Below are 23,106 nucleotides of genomic sequence, written 5' to 3' on the forward strand. Positions count from 1 at the left end.
CCCCCCCCGCCGCTGCGGACCCCGACGCCGCGCCCGAGGAGGACACCACCGCCGCCGCGCCGCCGGCGCCCAAGCCGGCCAAGATCGTGCGCAAGCGCACCACCGCGCCGCCGCCCGATCAATCGGCCGCGCCGGCACAATCCCAACAATCGGCATTCCCGGCTCCGATGCCGAGCGGCAGTTTCACGCGCTGATTTCTTGTTTTCATTCGATTGACACGCCCTTCGAAAAAGGGCGTTTGGATCATTTATGTCCTTCACGATCGCCATCATTGGCCGCCCCAATGTGGGTAAGTCGACGCTGTTCAACCGGCTCGTCGGGCAGAAGCTTGCGCTGGTGGATGACGAGCCCGGCGTCACCCGTGACCGCCGCGAGGGCAGTGCGCGTCTCGGCGACCTCGAATTCACCGTGATCGACACCGCCGGCCTCGACGAGGGCGCGAAGGGCTCGCTCACGGCGCGGATGCAGGAGCAGACCGAAACCGCGATCGGCCTGGCCGATGCGCTGATGTTCGTGATCGACGCCCGCGCCGGGCTGACGCCGAACGATCGCGCCTTTGCCGATTTCGCCCGCCGCGCCAGCAAGCCCGTGGTGCTGGTCGCCAACAAGAGCGAGGGCAAGCACGGCGAACTCGGCGCGATGGAATCCTATGCGCTCGGGCTCGGCGATCCCATCCAGATTTCAGCCGAGCATGGCGAAGGCATGAGCGATCTTTACGATGCGCTCGCAGCCCTGATGCCGGAGCCGGTCGAGGAGGCCGAAGAGTTCGACGACGACGACATCATCTCGGATGAGGATCTGGCCCGGCGTCCGATTCGCGTCGCCATCGTCGGCCGCCCCAATGCCGGCAAGTCCACGCTGATCAACCATCTGCTCGGCGAGGAGAGGCTGCTGACCAGCGCCGAGGCCGGCACCACGCGCGATTCCATCTCCGTGGAGATCACCTGGCAGGGCCGCGATTTCCGCGTGTTCGATACTGCAGGCCTCAGGCGGCGCTCGCGGATCGAGGAGAAGCTGGAAAAGCTGTCGGTGGCGGACGCGCTGCGCGCGGTGCGCTTTGCCGAGGTCGTCGTCATGATGATGGACGCGCAGAACCGGTTCGAGGAACAGGATTTGCGCATTGCCGACTTGATCGAGCGCGAGGGGCGGGCGATCGTGCTCGCCGTCAACAAATGGGATCTGATGGAGCGCAAGCCTCATCTCATCCAGGCGCTGCGCAGCGATGCCGATCACTGGCTCCCGCAGGTCAAGGGCGCTCCCATCGTTGCGGTATCCGGCCTGATGGGCGAGGGCATCGATCGTCTGATGACCGCGATCCAGGACGCCTATGCCGTGTGGAACAAGCGCGTGCCGACGGCCGCGCTCAATCGCTGGTTCGAGCAGGCGGTCGACGCCAACCCGCCGCCGGCGGTGTCGGGCCGCCGGCTGAAGCTGAACTACATCACCCAGACCAAGGGACGCCCGCCGAGTTTCGTGCTGTTCTGCTCGCGCGCGGATGCGGTGCCGCAATCCTATTTGCGCTACCTCACCAACAGCCTGCGCGAAGCCTTTGATCTGCCGGGCACGCCGATCCGGATCACGCTGCGCGAAAAGGCCAATCCGTTCGCCCACAAGCGCAAGCGGCCGTCATGAGCGAACAGGCGTCCACCGCTGCTGCCGACGACAAGCCGCCGGTACGCAGCGGCGCGGCGGCCTTCATCTTCGTTACCATCCTGCTCGACATGCTTGCGCTCGGCCTGATCCTGCCGATCCTGCCCAAGCTCGTGGAAAGTTTCGTCGACAACGATACCGCGAGCGCGGCGCGGATCTTCGGGCTGTTCGGCACCGCCTGGGCGCTGATGCAATTCCTGTTCTCGCCGATCCTCGGCGCGCTCTCGGACCGCTTCGGCCGGCGGCCGGTGGTGCTGCTGTCGAATTTCGGCCTGGCGCTGGATTACGTGCTGATGGCGCTGGCGCCGTCGCTTGTGTGGCTGTTCATCGGCCGGGTGATATCGGGCATTACCTCGGCGAGCATCTCCACGGCCTTTGCCTATATCGCCGACGTGACGCCACCGGAGCGTCGCGCCGCGGTGTTCGGCAAGATCGGTGCGGCCTTCGGCGCCGGGTTCATTCTGGGCCCTGCCATCGGCGGCCTGCTCGGCGGCATGGATCCGCGCCTGCCGTTCTGGATCGCGGCGGGTCTGAGCTTTGCGAACACGCTTTACGGCTGGCTGATCCTCCCCGAGTCGCTGCCGCCGGAACGGCGCGCCCCGTTTCACTGGAAGAGCGCCAGCCCGATCGGCGCGCTGCATCTGTTGCGCTCGAACCGGATTCTTGCCGGCCTGTCGTTGGCCAATTTCTTCGGACAGGTCGCGCATGTGGTGCTGCCGTCCACCTTCGTGCTCTATGCGACCTACCGCTATGGCTGGGATACGACGACCGTCGGTCTCACGCTGGCGCTGGTTGGCGTCTGCGCCATGGTGGTGCAGGGCGCGGGCGTAGGGCCGATCGTGTCGCGCCTTGGCGAGCGCCGGGCGCTGCTGCTCGGGCTTGCCAGCGGCGGGCTGGGATTCTTCATCTATGGCGCGGCGCCGACCGGGCCGTTGTTCTGGGTCGGCATTCCCGTGATGGCGCTGTGGGGTGTGGCAGGCGCGGCGATCCAGGCGCTGACGACGCAACTCGTAGCACCCGATCAGCAGGGCCAGTTGCAGGGCGCGACCAACAGCGTCAACAGCATCGCCCAGATGGTGGGGCCGTTTCTGTTCACGCTGACCTTCGCCTATTTCATCAGCGATCAGGCGCCGGTGAAGATGCCGGGCGCGCCGTTTCTGCTGGCCGCGGCGCTGCTGGGGCTTGCGCTCCTGATCGCGTGGCGGACGCTGAAAAAGTAGGGTGGGTTAGCCGAAGGCGTAACCCACCGTTCGCTTGCGTGAAAAGAGGTGGGTTACGCTTCGCTAACCCACCCTACGATTCTTACTTTTTCACCAGCGGGCAATCGCTGGCTTCGAGTGGCTTGGCGGCGTCTTCCGCGGAGATCGTGGCGATCTGCTTGTAGTAGTCCCACGGTCCCTTCGACTCTTCCGGCTTCTTCACCTCGAACAGATAGGCCGGAATGAGGCGGCGGCCGTCGGCGCGCAGCGGACCCTTGCCGAACAGCGGATCGTCGGTCGGCAATTCCTTCATCTTGGCGACGACCTTGGCGCCGTCACGTGGGTTGCCGCCGAGCGCTTCCATGGCCTTCAGATAATGCAGCACCATGGCGTAGTTGCCGGCCTGCGTCATCGAGGGCATCGCGTTCTTGCTGGCAAGTGCGGCGAACCGCTTCGACCAGGCACGCGTCTGGTCGTTCAGGTCCCAGTAGAAGGATTCCGTGAACGTCAGGCCCTGCGCGGTCTTCAGGCCCAGCGAATGCACGTCAGTAACAAACATCAGCAGCGGCGCGAGCTTTTGGCCGCCCTGGATGATGCCGAATTCGGCGGCTTGCTTGATCGAATTGGTGGTGTCGCCGCCGGCGTTGGCGAGACCGATGATCTTTGACTTCGAGGACTGCGCCTGTAGCAGGAAGGAGGAGAAATCAGACGTGTTGAGCGGGTGCTTGACGCCGCCAATCACCTTGCCGCCGTTAGCGGTGACGGCCGCCGTGGTATCGCGCTCCAGGGCATGACCGAAGGCATAATCGACAGTCAGAAAGAACCAGGTGTTGCCGCCGGCTTTGGTCAGCGCCTTGCCGGTACCATTGGCAAGCATGTAGGTATCGTAAGTGAACGAAACCGTGTTCGGCGTGCAGGCCTTCCCGGTGAGGTCGGCGGTCGCGGCGCCGGAATTGAGCAGCACCGAGTTCTTTTCCTTGACCAGATTGCTGATCGCAAGGGCGACACTGGAAGTCGGGGTGTCGGCGATGGCGTCGACCTTGTCGTTATCGATCCACTGCCGAGCGAGGTTGACGCCGACGTCAGGCTTGTTCTGGTGGTCGCCGCTCACTACGTCGATCTTCCAGCCCTTCTTGAGAAGGCCGGAGTCCTCGATCGCCATCTTGACCGCAACCACCGAATTGGGGCCGCCGATGTCGGCGTAAAGGCCAGCCATGTCGTTCAACACGCCGATCTTGACGGTCTTGTCCTGGGCCAGTGCTGGCGTCGCGAGGCAGAGTGCGGCAAGCGCCACGGAGGCGGCGAAGCGCCGCGCAATTCTAGTCGTCATGATATTCCTCCAGAAAGGGTTGTTCGCCGGCTCTCTTTGCGGAACCTGCCAGCGTTCTTGCGATAGTCCTTCTCGCTGACCTCGGCAATGCACCTATCGTAGCGCGTCCGAGGTCAGCTTGAACTTCTGGATCCGCTTACCGGTATCGACCTCGGCCGTGTAGACGTTACCCTTGGCATCCACGGCCATGGCGTGAACCCAGTGGAACTGTCCGGCATTGCGGCCGCTGCGGCCAAAACTGCCGACTACGGTACCATCGTCCCGTTTCAGCACCCGGATTTCGTTGTTCTCGCCGTCGGCGCTCAGCAGATAGGTCTGCTTCGGGTCGGGCCAGATTGCGATATCCCACACCGCACCATTGCCGCGCGTGTTCTTTTCGTAAAGCCATTCCTTAACGAAGGTTCCATCTTTCCTGAAAACCTGGATGCGGTTGTTCATGCGATCGCAGACATAGAGCAACCCGTCATTGGCGAGCTTGACGCAATGCACGGGGTTGGCGAATTGCTGCGGGGCCGGTCCGTTGGGATCGTAGGGCGGCTGCTTCTCGTCGCTCGGTGGTTTGCCGTAGGCGCCCCAGTGCCGCTTGTAGGCGCCTGACGTGGCGTCGAACACGATGACGCGGCGATTGCCGTAACCGTCGGCGACGAAGATTTCGTTGGCGTCCTTGTCGACCGCGGTCTCGGCGGGCTTGCCGAGTTGCGTTGTATCGCCTGAGCCCTTGCTCGGCGCGATCTGTCCGATCTGCATCACGAACTTGCCGTCGGCCGTGAATTTCAGAATCGCATTGTCGTTGTCGGCATTGCCGCCGACCCAGACAAAACCTTTCTCATCCACTTCGATGCCATGCTCGCGACCGACCCATTCGTAACCCTCTCCGGGGCCGCCCCATGAGCGCAAGAGATTGCCGTCGGCATCGAACTCCAGCACCGGCGGGGCGGAGACGCAGCATTTCGAGCGGGGCGGGTTCAGCGCCGCGCCCTTTTCGTCGTCGGTCAGCGAACGCGGACGATGAATGACCCAGATGTGGCCCTGCGCATCGACGGTGATGCCGCCGACCTGGCCGAGGATCCAGTTGTTCGGCAGCGGCTTTGGCCAGGATGCATCGACCGCGAAGGTCGGAATATCGCCGGCGTGTGACGGTGCGGGCGCTGCGATCAGCATTGCGGCGGAGAAGCAGGCAGCAACGGCTCTGCAGAGATGTTGGCGGGCGCGATTACGCGTCGGCGTCATAGGTGCCTCCCGATGGTTTTTCTTCGCGGGTTTCTCCCGCTTGGGAAGGCAGTCAATCGTGGGGAGGCGACCGTGTCAATAATCGTCGCCGTCATTGCGAGCGCAGCGAAGCAATCCATCTTTCAGCGCACGCGGATGCACGGATTGCTTCGTCGCTTTCGCTCCTCGCAATGACGGGGAGAAACTTGCAAGCGCTCACGCAGGCGGATGAAAGCTCATCAGTGTCCGCGTCTTGTAATCATAGAGCTTGCCGGTCTCGTCCCACTCCGGCGCGCACATCGGCACGATGAATTCCGCCGCCTGTTCCGGCGTGTCCAGCGTCATCGGGTCTTCGCCGGGAAAGATGCTGGCGCGCATGCGGGTGCGGATCGGGCCGGGGCTGAACAGGTTGACGCGCAGCTTCGTGCTCACGGTCTCGTTGGCCCAGGAGCGCACCAGCGTATCCAGTGCGGCCTTCGAGGCGGCGTAGGGACCTTGGTACGCGTTGGCCTTGCTGGCGGCGCCCGAAGTGACGAACACGGCGCGGCCGGCGTCCGAGACCCGGAGCAGCGGGTCCATGCAGCGGATCATCTGGAAGTTCGCGGTGACGTTCACCGCGATGACGTCGTTCCAGGGTTTTAGCTCGATATGCCCGAGCGGCGAGGAGGGACCGGCGATGCCGGCATTGCCGACGAGAATGTCGAGCTTGCCGTGACGCTCATGCAGCGCCGCGCCGAGACGTGCGATGCCGTCGAAATCGGTGAGGTTGAGCGGCACCAGCGTGGCGCTGCCGCCCTCTTTCCGGATCTCGTCGTCGAGTTCCTCAAGCCCGCCTTGCGTACGTGCGATGGCAACGATGTGCGCGCCGGCGCGGGCGAGCGCGCGGGCCGTGGCATAGCCGATGCCGCGTGAGGCGCCCGTGACGAGCGCAATCCGGGAGGCGAGGGGTTTGGTCATGATGTCGTTCCGTCCACGTCTTTGCGGCGGGTTTTACAGACGTGGATGGCCGGGACAAGCCCGGCCATGACGGAAAATTACTCGATTATTGGCCGCAAACGCGCCGTCAGCTCGCTTCCGCCAGCAGCGACAATTGCCGGGGCTGCGGTTCGACCTGGGTCTGGTCGGTGAGGTGGGTCGGGTAGGTGCCGGTGAAGCAGTGATCTGAGAATTTCGGGTTGGCGGGATCGCGGCCCGGTTCGCCCATGGCGCGGTACATGCCGTCGATCGACAGGAACGCCAGCGAATCCGCGCCGATGATCTCGCGCATCTCCTCCAGCGAATGGGTCGCGGCGAGCAGGCCGCCACGGTCCGGCAGGTCGATGCCGTAATAATCGGGATAGAGGATCGGCGGCGAAGCGAGACGGAAATGCACCTCGCGGGCGCCGGCGTCGCGCATCATGCGCACGATCTTCTTCGACGTGGTGCCGCGCACCAGCGAATCGTCGATCAGGATGATGCGCTTGCCTTCGATCGCTGCGCGGTTGGCGGAATGCTTCATGCGCACGCCGAGCTCGCGAACGCTCTGGGTCGGCTGGATGAAGGTGCGGCCGACATAGTGGTTTCTGATAATGCCGAGTTCGAAGGGAACGCCCGAATACTGGCTGTAGCCGACGGCGGCGGGCACGCCGGAATCCGGCACCGGCACCACGACGTCGACATCTGGATGGCTTTCGCGTGCGAGCTGCGCTCCGAAAGCTTTTCGGACGTCGTAGACCGAGCGGCCGCCGACAATGGAATCCGGCCGCGCGAAATAGATGTATTCGAAGATGCAGGGCCGCGGCGGTTTGGGCGGGAACGGCTTGTGGCTGTGCGCGCCGGTCTCGTCGAACACGATGATCTCGCCGGGCTCGACGTCGCGGACATATTTGGCGCCGATCATGTCGAGCGCACAGGTCTCCGAGGTCAGGATCGGACGGCCGTCGAGATCGCCGAGCACCAGCGGCCGAATGCCGAGCGGATCGCGCGCGCCGATCAGCTTCTTGTTGGTCAGCGCGACCAGCGCGTAAGCGCCTTCGATTGCGCGCAGAGACTCGATGAATCGGTCGATGAAGCGGCTGCGCTTGGATTGCGCGACCAGATGCAGGATGACCTCGGTGTCCGTGGTCGACTGCATCATCGCGCCGCCCTTCACCAGCTCGCGGCGCAGCGTCAGTCCGTTGGTGAGGTTGCCGTTGTGGCCGACCGCGAAGCCGCCGGCGCTGAGCTCGGCAAACAGCGGCTGGACGTTGCGCAGGATGGTCCCGCCGGTCGTGGAATAGCGGACATGGCCGACGGCCATGATGCCGGGCAGGCGCTCGATCACCTCGCGGCGGGAGAAGGTGTCGCCGACGAGACCGAGCCGGCGTTCAGAATGGAAGCGGCTGCCGTCGAAGGAGACGATGCCGGCGGCTTCCTGGCCGCGATGCTGGAGAGCGTGCAGTCCGAGTGCCGTGATCGCGGCGGCCTCGGGGTGGCCGAAAATGCCGAACACGCCGCATTCCTCGCGTAGCGTGTCGCCTTCGAGATCGTCCTGCAACTCGATACCCGGATTCAGATCGAGTTGGTCGGCGGGATCGGAAGGGTTTTGCATCGCGTCCATCGCCTCTCTATCTTGGCCAGAATTAGCGGCCCGCGGGTTTCTCGATCAGCTTTTTAAGGCTGTCGCGGGCAGGTTTACTGTAGCCATCGCCAGACGCAGGGGCTGCCTGGTCGGCGTCAGTTTGGTCGTCTTCCGGTTTATTCTTCTTGAATCGTTTTAAGATGGTGTTCTCGGGGTCGTCAGGCAAGAGCGACATTAACCAATCCCCGGTTCCCTGCAGCACCACCCGGGACTTCGCACCGGTGATCCAGTCCGGCCGCTGCTTGTCAGGGACCAGCCAGCTGAAGAACAGGAAGGCGACCACCACGATCAGGAGGCCGCGGCCGAGGCCGAACAGGAAGCCGAGCGTGCGGTCCAGCGCACCGATCCGGGAATCCAGGATCATGTCGGAGATTCGCACCGTGATGACGGAGACCACGATCAGGGTGCCGATGAAGGTGCCGGCCACCACCACCACAGCCGCGATCGTATCGCTACCGAAATAGGCCTTGGCCGATGGCATCAGCTTCGAGAAGGCATACAGCGTCACCAGCGCCGCCGCGCCCCAGGCCGCGATCGACAGGATTTCGCGCATGAAGCCGCGCACCATGGCGAGCAGCCCCGAAATCAGCATCACTCCGAGCAGGACGAGATCGAGTATCGTTACGGGCATCGGCTGGTCAGGGTCCGCTCGTCAGTTCTCAAAGCAGCGAATCGGCGGGTCAGAACTCCCCCAAGAGAGGGGCAGACGGTGCATCCCGCAAGGCCGGATATCGTTCCATCCCGGTCCGCCTTTCGCGCGCGTTGTATAGCGGCGAGGGCCGGGCACGTCACGCCGCTTTAGCTGTTTTCACGACGGAATCGCGACGGTGTGGCATTTTTCTCCGTCACACCCTCGCGATTGGTCTCCCTATTGCCTCTCGGCGTGCCGCGTGCCGCGATTTCCGCAACCAGGCTGGTCAGCCCGCCGACGCTGTTCAGCGCCAGACCCCCGTCGCTGCCGATCTCGCCACGAGCCGATTCGGGCAGAACGGCGCGTCCAAATCCCAGTTTGGCGGCCTCTTTCAGCCGCGCCGAGGTCTGCGCCACCGGCCGGACCGCGCCCGAGAGCGAAATCTCGCCGAAATAGACCGCATCTGTCGGTAACGGTGCGTTTACCAACGACGAAACCAGGGCGGCCGCCGCCGCAAGGTCGGCCGCGGGCTCCTGGATCCGCAGTCCGCCCGCCACGTTCAGATAGACGTCGTAGCCGGACAATTTGACCCCGCAATGGGCCTCCAGCACCGCCAGCACCATCGATAGCCGGCTCGGATCCCAGCCCACCACGGCCCGCCGGGGCGTGCCCAACGTGGTTGGCGCCACCAGGGCCTGTAATTCCACCAGAACGGGGCGGGTGCCCTCGATCCCGGCGAAGACGGCGGTGCCCGGGCTGCCCAGATCGCGTTCAGAAAGGAACAATTCGGAGGGGTTGGAGACCTCGCGCAGGCCCAAGCCTGTCATCTCGAACACCCCGATCTCGTCAGTCGGCCCGAAACGATTCTTCATCGCGCGCAAAATGCGGAAATGTTGCGAGCCTTCGCCCTCGAACGACAGCACCGCGTCGACCATGTGCTCGACCACGCGGGGACCTGCGATCTGGCCGTCCTTGGTGACGTGTCCGACCAGGATGATCGCTGCGCCGGATTTCTTGGCAAACCGAATGAGCGCCTGCGCCGAGGCGCGGACCTGCGTCACCGTTCCCGGCGCCGATTCCACCGTGTCGGTCCACATGGTCTGGATCGAATCGATCACGATCAGGCGCGGCACCGCACCTTCCGAAAGGGTCGAGACGATATCCTCGACCGAAGTCTCGGCGGCGAGTTGCACCGGCGCGTCCGCAAGCCCCAGCCGTTCCGCGCGCAGCCGCACCTGCGCCACGGCCTCTTCGCCTGAAATATAGACCGCGCGGTGGCCGGCGCGCGCCAGCATGCTGGTGGCTTGCGTCAGCAGTGTCGACTTGCCGATGCCGGGATCGCCGCCGACCAGCAGCACCGAGCCGCGGACAAAGCCGCCGCCGGTGACGCGATCGAGCTCGGTCATGCCGGAGGAAAGGCGAGGGGCGTCATTGCTTTTCCCCGTCAGCGATTCCAGCGCAAACGTCCGTCCCCTGCGCTTCGAACGAATCGACACCGGCACGCTACCGGACGTGTCCTCTTCGGCCAGCGTGTTCCACTCACCGCAGGACTCGCACTTGCCCTGCCAGCGGTTATACGCCGCGCCGCAGTTCTGGCAGACAAAGGAGACGGTGGATTTGGCCATGATGGGAAATAGCAGACTCGGTGGAACGGGCGGCATTACTTAGCACGGAAAGACGCCGTGTGGCGCGATGTGCCCTTGCATTCATGGCACGCGCAGGACATCAGGACGCAGCGCCCGCACACGTCCAGATGCCCACCGGCTGCTCGAGCCCACGAATGCTCTGTGCCGGTTGCTCGACCAGCAATGCGAAGTCGGCGCTCGACTGGCTCGTTTCGGTGCGGGCCTGCTGCACCAGCGCGTCGCTGACGACGATGGCGCAGCCGAATTCGCGGGTCAGCGCCTCGAGCCGGCTCGCGGCATTCACGGTGGTGCCGATCACGGCGAATTCGAGCCGGTTGAGGCCGATATCGCCCAGCACGACCTGTCCGTAGTGCAATCCGACGCTGACCTGGATCGGCGGCTCACCGCGATCCTTCCGCTCACCGTTCAATTCGGCGATCGAAGCGATCATGCCCCGCGCGCAACGCAAGGCGTTCAGCGCGTCGGAATCACCGGCGAATGGCGTGCCGAACGTCGCCATCAGGCCATCGCCGAGATACTTGTCGAGCGTTCCGCCGTGCTGAAACACTTCTCTTTCCATCCGCTCATGGAATTGCCGCAGCGTCTCGATGACGTCTTTCGGATCCCGTCCATCGGCGTAGGCGGTGAACCCCACGATATCGGCGAACAACACCGCGACGTCCTGGGTGCGAACCCGCGTCAGCGGCTCGTCATTGCCCGACAATTCGTTGACGACGTTGGGAGAGAAATAACGCGCGAGGTTGGCGCGCTCGCGTTCGAGCCCGGCGTGGCTGATCAGCAGCGCATTCGAACGGCGCACGGCGAGGGCCAGGATTGCGGCGACGATGACGAACACGGTGACTTGCTGGAAGCGGGCGCCGAAGCCGATCGACGAAGGATCGAGGATATCGAACATGCGAATATCGGCGCCAATCGCTTCCTTGACGCGTGCCGACAGCGCGGCATGGCTTTCCGGCTGCAGGTAAGCCCAGCCGACGGCAAGAGCCCACAGGGCAGCGGTCCACCCGCCCATGGCGACGACTGTCCGCCACGAATAGGCGAGGGTGGCGGTCGAAAGGAAGATGAAGAAATAGATGAAGCTGTCGAACCGGAATTGCATTCCGATCGGCCAGTTAAGGTCGCTCCATGGATTGGGTACGACGGTGAGGAAGGTCAGCAGCGCAAGATCGCAAATGATCAGGAAAACCTCGCGCGGCGAACGGCCGACTTCGCCGACCTTGAGCTGGGCCCACCCGATCAGGGCAAAGACTCCCAGCATCAGGACGTAGTAGATCACGTCCCAGTTCGGGTTGATGATCGGCAAGGTGAGGGCCGTGACCGCCAGCGCGACCCAGCGGGCGCGGACGGCGAGCAGCAGGCCTTCGCGCTTGCTGTCGGTAAGGGCGGCTTCCGCGAATTTCAGGGTGTCTTGCCGGGCTTCGTTTCGTCCGGTTCGCTGGTCGCCCGGATAGGGGGCATCAGCCGCTTCCGCCATCACGCTCAAAACGCATTCTCCCCTGTCGAGAATCAGATCGTGCAACCTGCACGATCTCGTCGATCAAGATGGCACGCCTGAGAAGTGGCGGCCACCGGTCCACGGCGTCATATCCGATAAACGTTGCAGTAGTCAGGTCGTCGAGCAAATTTGAACATCAGTTGCCCTCGCGGCCAGGGTCCAGACCGGGATCGATACCGAATCCCGATGACTACCGGTTCTTGGGAAGGTCGCCCTTGCGCTTGCAAAGCAGATAGGGCTTGCCGTCGATTTTGAGCGTGTCGTTTGGACCAGGTGACAGCTTGATCGTCACTTTCCGCCCGTTCGCGCCCTTGTTGTAGTCGTCCCAGAATTCGAAACAGGTCGTCGACAGCACCAGCCCGTCGCCGGCCGGCGTCTTGCGGTCGACCCGGCAATGATTTTCGTATTGATCGACGAGCGGCGCCGGCTTGCCCTTGATCACGTTCTCCAGGTCGATGAACGTCTTGCTGTCAGGCCCGTCCTTGTCGCGGCAATCTTTTTTGCTCGTTGCCCAGAGTCCGTCAAACGCCGGCGCTGCGTGCGAGGACGTTTGCACAGCGAGAGCGGCGAAGACGCTCATGAGCGTGATGACAACGGCTTTCCGCATGATCGGTCTCGAATATCGGGTGCGTGATGAGCGGCGTCCGAGATCGCCCCGGGCGACGATGGCGCCGATGATTCCCCTGGGCATCTAGGTCTTCTCCAGACGTGGGTGATGCGAACCCATGCCCGGCATTGATCTGTGCTCACTTGCCGAATGGATGTGAACGCGTCACTTGGTCGGCCATTCCCAGCGAATGGTTCAGGCTGTCAGCGCCGAATTACGTAAATGCCGTCCACAGCAGCGTGAGACCGGCGGCCAGCATGATGCCGTCCATCAGCAGCCTGAAGACGTCGGGCTGAAGATGCAGCACGAAGCGCTTGGCAATGAAGGCGCCGAACATGAGCGAGGAGCCGGCGATCAGACCTTTCAGCGCGATATCCGGCGTCAGCGCGCCGAAGCGTTCGAACGTGACCGACTTGCTCAGGTAAAGGCCGAGCGAACTGGCGGCTTCGGTGGCGAGAAAGGCGCCCTTGGTCAGTCCGTAAAACAGAAACAGCGGCACGCTGAGCGGGCCGGTCGATGCCACGATGCCAGTGAGATAGCCGATAACAGCTCCACCGACCGCAAGGTGCCAGAGGCGTGCTTTAAGCTGATGGCGGGCGAGCCAGTGCCGCACCGGCACCATCGCGATGAGAAACACCCCGATCGTGATATCGACGGCGTGCGAGGGCAGCGCGAGCAGCGTTCGCGCGCCAAGTGCGGCGGCCGGAATCCCCGTGACCGAGTAGGCAAGACAGGCGCGCCAGTCGACCTCGCGCCACCAGGCGAGGATGCGCGAGAAATTCGCCATCACCGCCGCCACCGCCATGATCGGCACCGCTTCCTTGGGCCCGTATTGATAGACCAGTACCGGCATCAGCATGATCGACGAGCCGGTGCCGACGATGCCCGAGATGGTGCCGGCGATGAGCCCGACAATAAGGACAAAAAGGAAGCCCAAGGTTGCTGTCTTTCACGTTTCTCTGCTGCTGACATCATGGTGGCAGCAGGATCAGGTTACGACGTCTGGGCGATACAGGGAAAGGAGCCGATCGTGCCAATCAAGGGAAGCTGCCATTGCGGCCAGACGCAATTCGAGGTGAACGAGCCGCCGGCGGAGGTGACACGCTGCACCTGCTCGCTGTGTTCCAAGCGCGGCGCGTTGTGGGCCTACTACACCCCGGCCCAGTTCCGCCTGACATCGCCGCCGGAAAATGTCGCGACCTATTTGTGGGGCAGCCGCACCGTCAAACATCATCATTTCTGCGCCAGTTGCGGCTGCGGCACCTATTCGGAATCGCCGGACTGGTCGAGCGGCAAGCCGGACTTCGACAATCCCAAGGTCGCCGTCAATTCGCACCTGTTCGACGATTTCGATCTCGACGCGGTAACGGTGACGGCGATTGATGGCAAAAATCTTTGGTGAGAGCGGCCTCGCACCGGTTGCGCTAGACAGCGTAGAGCTCAACCGGGGCGTCGAACCCCTTGAGCTGGAATGCCTTCGAATGACTGTCCTTCAAATCCGGTTGGGCGCGGTCAAATACGGCCTTCGTCACCAGGATCTGGTCGGCTTCGGCGACCGACTGGGCCCGGGAAGCGGTGTTGACGACGGTGCCGATCGCCGTCAGGTCGCGATGCGAGCGACCGAATTCGCCGAAGCTGAGTTCGCCCGTATGGATGCCGATGCCGATCCCGAGATCGCTGGAGGAGAGGCCGTGCGCCTGGACAAGGCCCTCGCGCCGATCGCGCCAGTTGGCCTGGATATCGCGGGCGGCCAGCACGGCGTTTCTGGCATGCTGCTCCCGCTTCAAGGGAAAATTGAAGACCGCCATCACGGCGTCGCCGATGGTCTTGTTAAGGAGTCCCTCGTGCTCCCAGATCGCGTTGGCGCATTCATCGTAGAATGCGTCGAGCAGCCCGGAAACCGCATCTGCCGATTGCGACTGCGACAGGCTGGTGTAGCCGCGCAGGTCGGCAAACATGATGGTCGCGTCGATGGTGATCTTGCGGGCCCGCATCACCTTCGTGAACATCAGCTCGCAGATGGTGCAGGTATTGGGATTCATCCGGCTCGGACGAATGCCGAACGCACGAAAAGGCGCCGAGGCTACGCCGCGAAGCGGCACCGGCACATGCATCTGCTCCCAGCATCCCTTGCAGATGAGCGATTGTTGCAGCGCTGCCATTTTCAATCCCGATCCCCGAGCGCGGCAGAGTATGGCGATCCTATAACCGGCGGTAGGTGCGAGCAAGACAGCATCGCCGCAGCGCACACCTGCCGGCTGGCGGCGATGGGCAAAGCTGCTAGGATCGCGTCAAAACAAGCAAACGGAGGATCGCCATGGACGCCGTGACGCCGAAGGGCGCGCAGACCGCAGACACGCATTCCCATCTGGTCCGCCCCGACAGCATGGAATGGCAGAAGACCCGTTTCCCCGGTTGCGAGGCCAAGACGCTGCTGTTCGATCGCAAGACCGGCCTGATGACGGCGCTGATGCGGTTCGCGCCGGGTGCGGTGCTGCCCGACCACGAACACGTCAACATCGAGCAGACCTACGTGCTCGAAGGCTCGCTCGTCGACAAGGAAGGCCCGGCGCAGGGTATCGAATGCAAGGCCGGCGAATTCATCTGGCGCGAGGAGGGCAGCCGCCATGTCGCCTGGTGCCCGCAGGGCGGGCTGATGCTCGCGATCTTCCAGGTGCCGAACAAGTTCTTCGAGGCCGACGGCCGCGTCATCGATGCCGCTGGCGAGGACTGGGACGCGGCGTGGGGGCACACGCGCAAGGGCTGATCCGCTGCGCGCGGATCATTGTCTGGGAATCGCCGCGGTATCGATCACCCGTTTCCAGCGGGATATCTCCGATGCGACCATGCTGCGCATGTCCTCCGGCGAACCGCTGCGGACCTCATTGCCCATCGCCTGCAGCTTGTCCTTGATGTCGGGCATATCGAGCACGGCGCGCAGTTCGCGATTGAGTTTCTCGACGACGGGTTGAGGCACGTTCTTGGCTGTGGCGATGCCGAGCCAGGACCGGACCGCGTAACCGGGGACTGTCGCTGCGATCGGCGGCACGGCGGGAATGGAAAACCACGGCTGTTCACTGGTCACGCCGAGGCCTCGTATCGTGCCGGCGGCAAGTTGCGGGGCCGTGATCGTCAGCGTGTCGATCAGGATGTCGATCTGGCCGCCGAGGAGATCGTTGATGGGACCGCCGCCGCCCTTGTAGGGCACGTGGATCATCTTGATGCCGGCCATCGACGACAGCAATTCACCGACCAGATGTTGCGTCGACCCGACGCCGACCGAACTGTAGGTCAGCGTCTCCGGTTTCGCTTTCGCCTCCGCAATCAGATCCGCCAGCGTCTGAAACCGGTGGCTCGATTTGACGGCGACGACGAAGGGAAAGAACACCACCGTCGAGATCATCTGGAAATCCTCGACCGGCTCGAACGGCAGCGTCTTGTACATCGCCGCCGAGACCGCGTGGCCGCCCGTCAGCATGATGAGGGTGTAGCCGTCCGGGGCGGCCTTGGCGGCGCGATCCGATGCAATATTGCCGCCGGCGCCCGGGCGGGCTTCGACGATGACGGGTTTGCCAAGCCGCCGGGACAGGCCCTCGGCGACGATACGGGCGATCGCGTCCGCATTGCCGCCGGCGCCGAAGCCATGGGTCAGCGTGATCGGCCGGGACGGATAATCGTCATCGGCGGCTGCGCCAACGTTGACGAGTAAACAAAGTAGCGCGGCTATTGCTGCGATCGATCTCGAAATTCTCACGCGCGTTCCCCCGTCTCTTTTTTTGATTCTTTTCGAAGCTTGCGGAAAGCATAACAAGTCCGGCCTGCTTGTGCGAACAAACGGTCCGTCGCCCTTGCGCGGATGCCGCAGCTCTATCCGAGCACGATCCACGCCGGCGCGTGGTCGCTGGCGCCTTCCTCGCCGCGTATCTTGCGATCGACGCCGGCCTTGATCAGGCGCGGCGCGATGGCGGGGCTGAGCAGGAGGTGATCAAGCCGCAATCCGGCGTCACGCGGCCAGCGGTTGCGCTTGTAGTCCCAGAACGTGAACATCGGCTTTGACGGATGGAGCGTTCGTATCGCATCCGTCCAGCCCTGGTCGACCAGCGCCTTGAACGCCGCGCGGCTCTTCGGCTGGATCAGCGCGTCCTTATCCCAGGACTTCGTCGGATAAATATCCGATGCGGTCGGCGCCACATTGTAGTCGCCGGCCAGCACCACCGGGATATCCTGCTTGAGCAGTTTTGCGGCATGCGACCGCAGCCGTTTGAACCAGTCGAGCTTGTAGTCGAATTTCGGCCCGGGCTGCGGATTGCCGTTCGGCAGATAGATGCTGGTGACGAGGATGCCATTGACCGCGGCCTCGATGTAGCGGGCCTCATCGTCGTTGCGATCGCCAGGCAGGGCCGTCCGCGTCAATACCGGCTCTGCGTTACGCGCCAGAATGGCAACGCCGTTCCAGGTCTTCTGTCCACGCCACACCGCGCCGTAGCCGGCTTTCTCGATTGCTTGAATCGGGAACTCGGCATCGGTCGATTTCAGTTCCTGCAGACAGACGATTTCGGGTTTTGCTGCGCGCAGCCAGCGCAACAGGTTCGGCAAGCGGCGGTTGACATTATTGATGTTGAAGGTCGCGATCTTCATGTAGAGCTAGCCGGCGTCACTGTGCGTCGCCTGACATCTGGAGATTTCATGCCGAAACTAGGCTTTGTCGTTCTCGTGCTCGCCATAGGATGCTCCGGACCCGCGATTGCTCAAACCGGCGATGGGCGCGGCGCCTGCAAGGCGGACTATGACAAATATTGCGCCGGTACGCCGCCTGGCGGCGGCCGTGTCGTCGCATGCCTAACTAAACAGCAGAACCAACTCAGCGACGCCTGCAAGAAAGTATTGGCCAGCCGGAAGGCGAAATAAGCGCGGCGAACTAAAGCAGCATGAGTTCAGGTTGGGCCGTGACGACGGGTCATCTCGTGGCCCGTAGCCAAGCGGCCTGAGCGCTGCGAGCCGGGACCATTCTACTTTGCATGGGGTTGTTTTCCAGATTTTGTAACCGGGCCTTGCGGTGTACCGCCTAGGTGGAAGCGGCAGCCGGCTCCGCTGGAGGCGGAGCAGGGGGCGCTGCAGTGGCATTGCCGCCCTTGTAGACCCGCGCGTAACGCCTGCCGAGGCTGGTCATCACTTCGTAGCCGATGGTGCCGAAGTGATGGGCGAGCTCGTCGACCGTGATACCTTCACCGATCAGCGTCACCCAATGGCCGCGCCGCACCACATTCTTGTCAAGATCGGTGATGTCGACTGCCGTCAGGTCCATCGAAATCCGCCCCGCGATTGGGCAGCGTTTGCCGGCGACCACCACCTCGGCGCCGCGGGTGCCGTCATTGGAGCTGGCCGCGCGGAAATAACCATCGGCATAGCCGGCGGCAACGATCGCTATTCGGGTCGGCCGCCGCGCCGTCCAGGTGCCGCCATAGCCGACGGTATCGCCGCGCTCGATGTTGCGGATCTGCACGATGCGCGCCTTCAGCTCGACGACCGGCTGCATCGGGTTGTCGGCTTCCGGCGTCGGGTTGATGCCATAGAGCGCGCAGCCCGGCCGCACGATGTCGAACTGGAACTGGGCGCCGAGGAAGATGCCGGATGAATTGGCCAGCGACGCCGGGACGCCCGAGAAAAGGCTCGCGATCTCGCGGAAGGCCGTGAGCTGCCTGGCATTGGCGGGATTGTTGAGCAGCTCCGCCGAGGCGAGGTGGCTCATCACGAGGGTGATGCCGTGATCCCCGGCGTTGATGCGCGGGACGATGCCCTGTGCCTCGGTCACGGTCATGCCGAGCCGGTTCATGCCGGTGTCGATATGGATGGCAGCGCCGCCCGACCAGCCGGAGCGGCGGCAGAACACGTCCCATTCAGCGAGCTCGTTGAGGTCGCCGATCACAGGCTTGCAGCCGATCTTGGCGTAGGCGTCACCGGTGTTCTGGAAGAAGCCGCCGAGCACGTAGATCGCAGCCGTGGCAGGTACCGCGGCGCGGACTGCGCGGGCCTCGTCGAGCGTGGCGACGAAAAACGTCTTGCAGCCGGCGTTGGAGAGGGCACGCGCCACCTGCTCGGCGCCGCAGCCATAACCGTCCGCCTTGACGACACCGGCGCATTCGGCCGGTACCGCCGTCTTCTCGAGCTTGCGCCAATTGGCGACGATGGCGTCGAGATCGACCGTCAGCACGCCGGTTGCGGTGGCAAGCGCGGCGGCCTGGTTCGCCTCGGGCGAGAGCAGGGCGCCTTGTGGAATGGATTTGGGATCAGGAGCGACGTTCATGCCACGGTTTTACGCGGCGGAACGCTGCGGTTCAACTGTGGCGCTCAGTGCTCGTAGCTGCGATCGGGCAGACTGCTGTCGTGCGCAAGATCGCTGAACCGGGTGAACTGGCCCTCGAACTGCACGTCCACCGTTCCGGTCGGGCCGTGGCGCTGCTTGGCGATGATGATTTCGGCCTTGCCGTGCACCAGCGACATGTCGAGCTGCCATTTCTCGTATTCGGGGGTGCCGATGCGCGGCTCCTTGTTCTGGAGGTAGTATTCCTCGCGGTACACGAAGATCACGACGTCGGCGTCCTGTTCGATCGAACCGGACTCACGCAGGTCGGACAGTTGCGGGCGCTTGTCGTCGCGGTTTTCGACCTGACGCGAGAGCTGCGACAATGCGATGATGGGAACGTTGAGCTCTTTCGCGAGTGCCTTCAGACCGGTGGTGATTTCAGTCACTTCCTGTACGCGATTGTCGGACTTCTTGCCCGAGCCCTGCAGCAGCTGGATGTAGTCGATCACGATGAGGTCGAGGCCCTTCTGCCGCTTTAGCCGCCGCGCCCGTGCGGTCAGCGCAGAGATCGAAAGGCCGCCGGTTTCGTCGACATAGAGCGGCAACGCCTGCAGCTCGATCGAGTAATCGCGGATCTTCTCGAAGTCGGCCTCGCTGATGCCGCCGCGGCGGATCATGCTGGAGGAAATGCTGGTCTGTTCGGCCAGAATACGGGTGGCGAGCTGTTCGCCGGACATTTCGCAGGAGAAGAAGCCGACGATGCCGCCATTGACGGTCTTCATCGAGCCGTCGGCCTGAACTTCGGAGCGGTGCGCCCTGGCGATGTTGTAGGCAATGTTGGTCGCGAGCGACGTTTTGCCCATGCCGGGGCGGCCGGCGAGGATGATCAAGTCGGACGCCTGCAGGCCGCCCATCTTGGTGTCGAGGTCGCGCAAGCCGGTGGCGACGCCCGACAGGCTTCCGTCGCGCTGGAAGGCCTTGGCCGCCATGTCGACGGCGGTGGTCAGCGCCTGCGCAAAGCGCTGGAAGCCGCCGTCATAGCGGCCGGATTCGGCGAGTTCGTAGAGCTGGCGCTCGGCGTCCTCGATCTGCGCGCGCGGGGCAAAATCCACCGGCGCGTCGAAGGCGACATTGACCATGTCCTCGCCGATTCGGATCAGGTCGCGGCGCAGCGACATGTCGTAGACGGTGCGGCCGTAATCCTGCGCGTTGATGATCGTGGTGGCTTCCGCCGCCAGCCGCGCGAGGTATTGGCCAACCGTCATGCCGCCGATGTCGGTGTCGGCCGGCAGGAAGGTTTTCAACGTCACGGGCGTCGCGACCTTGCCCATCCGGATCAGGCTGCCGGCGGTCTCGAAAATGGCCTGGTGGATCGGCTCGAAGAAGTGCTTCGCTTCCAGAAAGTCGGAAACCCGATAGAACGCGTCATTGTTGACCAGAATCGCGCCCAGCAGGCTCTGCTCCGCTTCAATATTGTGCGGCGCGCTCCGGAAAGCGGGAGTTCCCGCGTCGGGAGCAAGCTTGAGAACGTTCGAATCAGTCAGAGCCATGGCGTCAGGTTATGCAGTTGGTTTCCGGCGTTGCCAGCATTTCCGCAAGAGGGGCGGCGATAAAGCGCCCGTCCTGGGCAAAGCGGAAGCAAAAGCTCGCCGCTATGCACCGTTCTTCAAAAATGTGGATGAATCGGACGCGTGGTCGGCGCGAAGCTTGACGGGCTTTCGGCCAAAATCGGGCGGTGCGCCAGCGCTTTCGCGAAAATGCCAGGTAAAATCTTAGGAGAGCCTGAACCTTACCGTCACCTGGACAGACAAATTTCGACGTGGGCGACGTTTTCGAGTTGCGACCTTAAGCGTTGATCAAACCAGCATCAGGTAGAGGAACGCAAACAGGGCCGCAGCCACGCCGATTGCGATCAGGGCGTAGTCGATCCGGATGTCGGACTCGAACGGAGCTGGGTAGGTCTTCTGGCCCATGGCGCGAGATGTACGACGGGCCGCCAAGGGCCTCTGTGAAGTAGATCACATCTGATGTGATTTTCTTCGCGGCAGAATGGATTGGTTGCGAAATCGGGAACGGGCTGGCGATTTTCGAGTTGCCAGTAGTAACGAACCAAAGGGACAGGCGATGGGTCAGCAACTCCAGGGATGGCGATCGGCAAGCAGCCAGCGCTTGTGGCTGTCGATGCTGATTGACGCCATGGAAGAGACTTCGCGCCCGGAACGGCGTGCCGAGCCCTGCGATGGTGAGCTTCAGGCTGCGCTGAGAGCCCAACTCGCCCGTCCGGCCCTTCCTCACACGCCTTACGTTTCGGCTTACAGCCTGCGGAACTGACGCCGCCCTCATTTGCGTCCGCCTATTCGCCCGCCAGCCGCAACCGCGGCTTCTTTCCAAGTTCCATGCGCCGCAGCCTCGCTTCCTCCCGGGTAATGTAGCCGCGCGTTGTCGGAACGATTCCCTGACGTTTGGTGAGCTGGATCTGGAAATTCATCAGGTTCTGCTTCCGGAACGACATTTCCGAGGCCGCCAGATAAAATTCCCACATCCGGGCAAACCGCTCGTCGTAGAGGCGTACCGCCTCTTCACGCCGCGCCATGAAGCGGTCGCGCCAGGCCTTCAGCGTTTCGGCGTAGTGAAGCCGCAGGATTTCGATGTCGCAGACCAGTAGACCGGCCTTCTCGATCGCGGGGATGACTTCGGAAAGGGCCGGGATATAGCCGCCGGGAAAGATGTATTTCGTAATCCACGGGCTCGACACATCGGGCCCTGTCGAGCGGCCGATCGAATGCAGCACCATGACGCCGTCGTCGCTGAGAAGTTCGGCGCAGCGCCGGAAAAAGGTTTCATAGAAATCGATGCCGACATGCTCGAACATGCCGACCGACACGATCCGGTCGAACGGCCCGGCAATGTCGCGGTAGTCGCTCAACAGGAATCTCGCCGACCTCGTCAGGTTCCTCTCGGCAGCGCAGGCATTCGAGGTCTGCAACTGTTCCGACGACAGCGTGATGCCGGTGACATTGGCCCCGGTCATTTCCGCGAGATAGAGGCCAAGGCCACCCCAGCCCGAGCCGACGTCGAGCACGCGATTGCCGCGTCCGATCAGGAGCTTGGCGGCGAGATGGCGCTTCTTGGCGAGCTGGGCATCGTCGAGCGTGGTATCCGGCGTTTCGAAATAGGCGCAACTATATTGCCTGTCGGCATCCAGGAAGAGGGAATAGAGCCGCCCGTCGAGATCGTAGTGATGGGCGACGTTGTTTTTCGCCCGGCCGCGCCAATTGAGTTGCCCGATGTGCCTCCCGAAATAACGCAGGCACCATTGCAGCCTGGCCCAGCGCGGCACCATTTCGGGCTGGCCGAGCAAGATCTCCAGCGCGTCCGCGATCGAGCCGTTCTCGACCACGAACGTGCCGTCCATATAGGCTTCGCCCAGCGCCAGTTCGGGATTGAGAAGAATCCGCAGTTGCGTGCGTTCGTTCATGAACCGCGCCGATACTGGGTGGCCGGTTCCATCGCCGCAGGTAAATCTCGCCCCGGTCGCGGAGGTGAAGGTCATCTTGCCGCGGCGAATGAACTGGCCCAGAAAATAACGCAACAACCGGTCCATCGATTACACCAATGGAGCGAACGCCCGTTAAACCGACGCACCCCCGGAACATTGGTTCCAAGGGTGGATCAAGATTGTGATAAGTATGATGATGCCATGGCGCTAGTGTGTTGGAGGCAAAGCGGATATTCCCAAATGCCACACTCACGAAGATGCGCAATGAGTGCGCTTCCATTCGCGTCATAATCGTCTAAAAGGTGACCCCGCCGCTGGCGACGTCGTGGGTCGCAGGGGTGATTCTACCTCTGGAGAAGCAGGGAATGTTGAGCCGAGCGCTCAGTTCAGCGACGGTGATGCTCCTGATCGGCTGCTTCACGGCAGGCGTGGCGCGGGCGGAAAATCTCGACGCCGGCAAGAGCCCTTCACAGATCTTCTCGAGCACCTGCAATGCCTGCCACAAGAGCCCGCGGGGCCTGTTGAAGAACGTGTCGGCTTCGTCGTTGCCGGGATTTCTGCGCCAGCATTATACGACCGGCACCAGCATGGCCTCGGTGCTGTCCTCCTACCTGATATCCAACGGCGCTGCCGACCCCCGGTATCAGAGCAAGGATCAGGCGAAGAAAGACACCAGGCAGAAGGACGCCAAACAGGACGGCAGGACGGATCAGCCCGACCGATTCATCTTTGGCCGCCGGCAGCAGCCGCCTCAGGAGACTTCCCGGCCGGAGCCCGACGGAACCGCGCCGCAAGGCGAGGGCGCGCGTTCGGGCCGTGACGCAAAGCGGGCCGCACGGCCACAAACGCCGTCCGAGGCGGCCAGGCCTGCCGATGGCCAAGCCCCGGCGCAGGCCGCGACCGACAGCAAATCGGGCGGCAGGCAGAAGCAGGGCCG

21 protein-coding genes and 2 pseudogenes are annotated in these 23,106 nt (G+C 63.4%); 7 read left to right on the plus strand and 16 right to left on the minus strand.

The annotated features are described in order from the left end of the window. From CQ12_RS45575 to CQ12_RS39795, 3 genes and pseudogenes are all read left to right on the plus strand, one after another. Positions 1–194: pseudogene (locus tag CQ12_RS45575) on the plus strand (hypothetical protein); the annotation flags it as partial. 55 nt (positions 195–249) lie between these two features. Further along, positions 250–1,632 (plus strand): ribosome biogenesis GTPase Der, encoded by a 1,383-nt coding sequence (gene der, locus CQ12_RS39790; RefSeq protein WP_057840685.1) that lies wholly within the window; start codon positions 250–252, stop codon positions 1,630–1,632. After that, complete coding sequence (locus CQ12_RS39795; RefSeq protein ID WP_057840686.1) at positions 1,629–2,870, plus strand: TCR/Tet family MFS transporter; 1,242 nt, start codon at positions 1,629–1,631, stop codon at positions 2,868–2,870. Before der ends, CQ12_RS39795 begins: the two co-directional genes overlap by 4 nt. 82 nt (positions 2,871–2,952) lie before the next feature. Here CQ12_RS39795 and CQ12_RS39800 read toward each other — a convergent pair whose 3' ends face one another. The 9 genes from CQ12_RS39800 to CQ12_RS39840 all read right to left on the minus strand — a co-directional run bounded on the left by CQ12_RS39800 (position 2,953) and on the right by CQ12_RS39840 (position 13,303). Beyond that, positions 2,953–4,179 carry an ABC transporter substrate-binding protein gene (locus CQ12_RS39800; protein WP_057840687.1) on the minus strand — a complete coding sequence of 409 codons (1,227 nt, stop codon included), beginning with the start codon at positions 4,177–4,179 and terminating at the stop codon, positions 2,953–2,955. 93 nt (positions 4,180–4,272) lie between these two features. Next, the gene (locus CQ12_RS39805; protein WP_245310349.1) at positions 4,273–5,340 is read right to left on the minus strand and encodes an NHL repeat-containing protein; all 1,068 of its coding nucleotides are present in this window, start codon (positions 5,338–5,340) and stop codon (positions 4,273–4,275) included. Positions 5,341–5,604: 264 nt separating this feature from the next. Continuing rightward, positions 5,605–6,345 carry an SDR family NAD(P)-dependent oxidoreductase gene (locus CQ12_RS39810; protein ID WP_057840689.1) on the minus strand — a complete coding sequence of 247 codons (741 nt, stop codon included), beginning with the start codon at positions 6,343–6,345 and terminating at the stop codon, positions 5,605–5,607. Positions 6,346–6,451: 106 nt separating this feature from the next. Continuing rightward, positions 6,452–7,966, minus strand: coding sequence for an amidophosphoribosyltransferase (gene purF / locus CQ12_RS39815; protein ID WP_430642306.1), 1,515 nt, complete (start codon positions 7,964–7,966; stop codon positions 6,452–6,454). Positions 7,967–7,988: 22 nt separating this feature from the next. Then, positions 7,989–8,618 carry a CvpA family protein gene (locus CQ12_RS39820; RefSeq protein ID WP_057840690.1) on the minus strand — a complete coding sequence of 210 codons (630 nt, stop codon included), beginning with the start codon at positions 8,616–8,618 and terminating at the stop codon, positions 7,989–7,991. Positions 8,619–8,785: 167 nt separating this feature from the next. Beyond that, the gene (gene radA / locus CQ12_RS39825) at positions 8,786–10,243 is read right to left on the minus strand and encodes a DNA repair protein RadA (protein WP_057840691.1); all 1,458 of its coding nucleotides are present in this window, start codon (positions 10,241–10,243) and stop codon (positions 8,786–8,788) included. A 100-nt stretch (positions 10,244–10,343) separates the two neighbouring features. Next, positions 10,344–11,783, minus strand: coding sequence for an adenylate/guanylate cyclase domain-containing protein (locus CQ12_RS39830; protein WP_157088775.1), 1,440 nt, complete (start codon positions 11,781–11,783; stop codon positions 10,344–10,346). A gap of 166 nt (positions 11,784–11,949) precedes the next feature. Then, positions 11,950–12,366, minus strand: coding sequence for a hypothetical protein (locus tag CQ12_RS39835; RefSeq protein WP_157088776.1), 417 nt, complete (start codon positions 12,364–12,366; stop codon positions 11,950–11,952). Between the two features lie 214 nt (positions 12,367–12,580). Next, complete coding sequence (locus CQ12_RS39840) at positions 12,581–13,303, minus strand: sulfite exporter TauE/SafE family protein (RefSeq protein WP_057840694.1); 723 nt, start codon at positions 13,301–13,303, stop codon at positions 12,581–12,583. Between the two features lie 93 nt (positions 13,304–13,396). Between CQ12_RS39840 and CQ12_RS39845 the strand changes: the two genes are divergently transcribed. Continuing rightward, on the plus strand, positions 13,397–13,768 hold the full coding sequence (locus tag CQ12_RS39845; protein WP_057840703.1) for a GFA family protein: 372 nt from the start codon (positions 13,397–13,399) through the stop codon (positions 13,766–13,768). Positions 13,769–13,790: 22 nt separating this feature from the next. Here the strand turns inward: CQ12_RS39845 and CQ12_RS39850 are convergent, their stop codons facing one another. Beyond that, positions 13,791–14,519, minus strand: coding sequence for an adenylate/guanylate cyclase domain-containing protein (locus tag CQ12_RS39850; RefSeq protein WP_057840704.1), 729 nt, complete (start codon positions 14,517–14,519; stop codon positions 13,791–13,793). A gap of 164 nt (positions 14,520–14,683) precedes the next feature. Here CQ12_RS39850 and CQ12_RS39855 point away from each other — a divergent pair, with 164 nt between their 5' ends. Continuing rightward, on the plus strand, positions 14,684–15,133 hold the full coding sequence (locus tag CQ12_RS39855) for a cupin domain-containing protein (RefSeq protein ID WP_057840695.1): 450 nt from the start codon (positions 14,684–14,686) through the stop codon (positions 15,131–15,133). A 15-nt stretch (positions 15,134–15,148) separates the two neighbouring features. On the opposite strand, the gene CQ12_RS39860 is transcribed toward CQ12_RS39855, so the two are convergent. After that, positions 15,149–16,120, minus strand: coding sequence for a tripartite tricarboxylate transporter substrate binding protein (locus CQ12_RS39860; protein WP_057840696.1), 972 nt, complete (start codon positions 16,118–16,120; stop codon positions 15,149–15,151). 113 nt (positions 16,121–16,233) lie between these two features. Then, positions 16,234–17,004 (minus strand): exodeoxyribonuclease III, encoded by a 771-nt coding sequence (locus tag CQ12_RS39865; protein ID WP_057840697.1) that lies wholly within the window; start codon positions 17,002–17,004, stop codon positions 16,234–16,236. A gap of 48 nt (positions 17,005–17,052) precedes the next feature. On the opposite strand from CQ12_RS39865, the gene CQ12_RS39870 reads away from it, so the two are divergent. After that, complete coding sequence (locus tag CQ12_RS39870; protein ID WP_057840698.1) at positions 17,053–17,274, plus strand: cysteine rich repeat-containing protein; 222 nt, start codon at positions 17,053–17,055, stop codon at positions 17,272–17,274. 157 nt (positions 17,275–17,431) lie between these two features. Here the strand turns inward: CQ12_RS39870 and alr are convergent, their stop codons facing one another. From alr to CQ12_RS39885, 4 genes are all read right to left on the minus strand, one after another. Continuing rightward, positions 17,432–18,670, minus strand: a complete 1,239-nt coding sequence (gene alr, locus CQ12_RS39875) for an alanine racemase (RefSeq protein WP_057840699.1) — start codon at positions 18,668–18,670, stop codon at positions 17,432–17,434. Between the two features lie 44 nt (positions 18,671–18,714). Next, entirely contained in the window at positions 18,715–20,220 is a 1,506-nt protein-coding gene (locus tag CQ12_RS39880) for a replicative DNA helicase (protein ID WP_057840700.1), read from the minus strand. A 306-nt stretch (positions 20,221–20,526) separates the two neighbouring features. Beyond that, positions 20,527–20,670, minus strand: a complete 144-nt coding sequence (locus tag CQ12_RS44715; RefSeq protein WP_157088779.1) for a hypothetical protein — start codon at positions 20,668–20,670, stop codon at positions 20,527–20,529. A gap of 353 nt (positions 20,671–21,023) precedes the next feature. After that, positions 21,024–22,274, minus strand: a complete 1,251-nt coding sequence (locus CQ12_RS39885; RefSeq protein ID WP_057840701.1) for a cyclopropane fatty acid synthase — start codon at positions 22,272–22,274, stop codon at positions 21,024–21,026. A 260-nt stretch (positions 22,275–22,534) separates the two neighbouring features. Here CQ12_RS39885 and CQ12_RS39890 point away from each other — a divergent pair. Continuing rightward, a pseudogene (locus CQ12_RS39890) lies at positions 22,535–23,106 on the plus strand (hypothetical protein); the annotation flags it as partial.

This window comes from Bradyrhizobium jicamae, from assembly GCF_001440395.1.
Taxonomy (GTDB): domain Bacteria; phylum Pseudomonadota; class Alphaproteobacteria; order Rhizobiales; family Xanthobacteraceae; genus Bradyrhizobium; species Bradyrhizobium jicamae.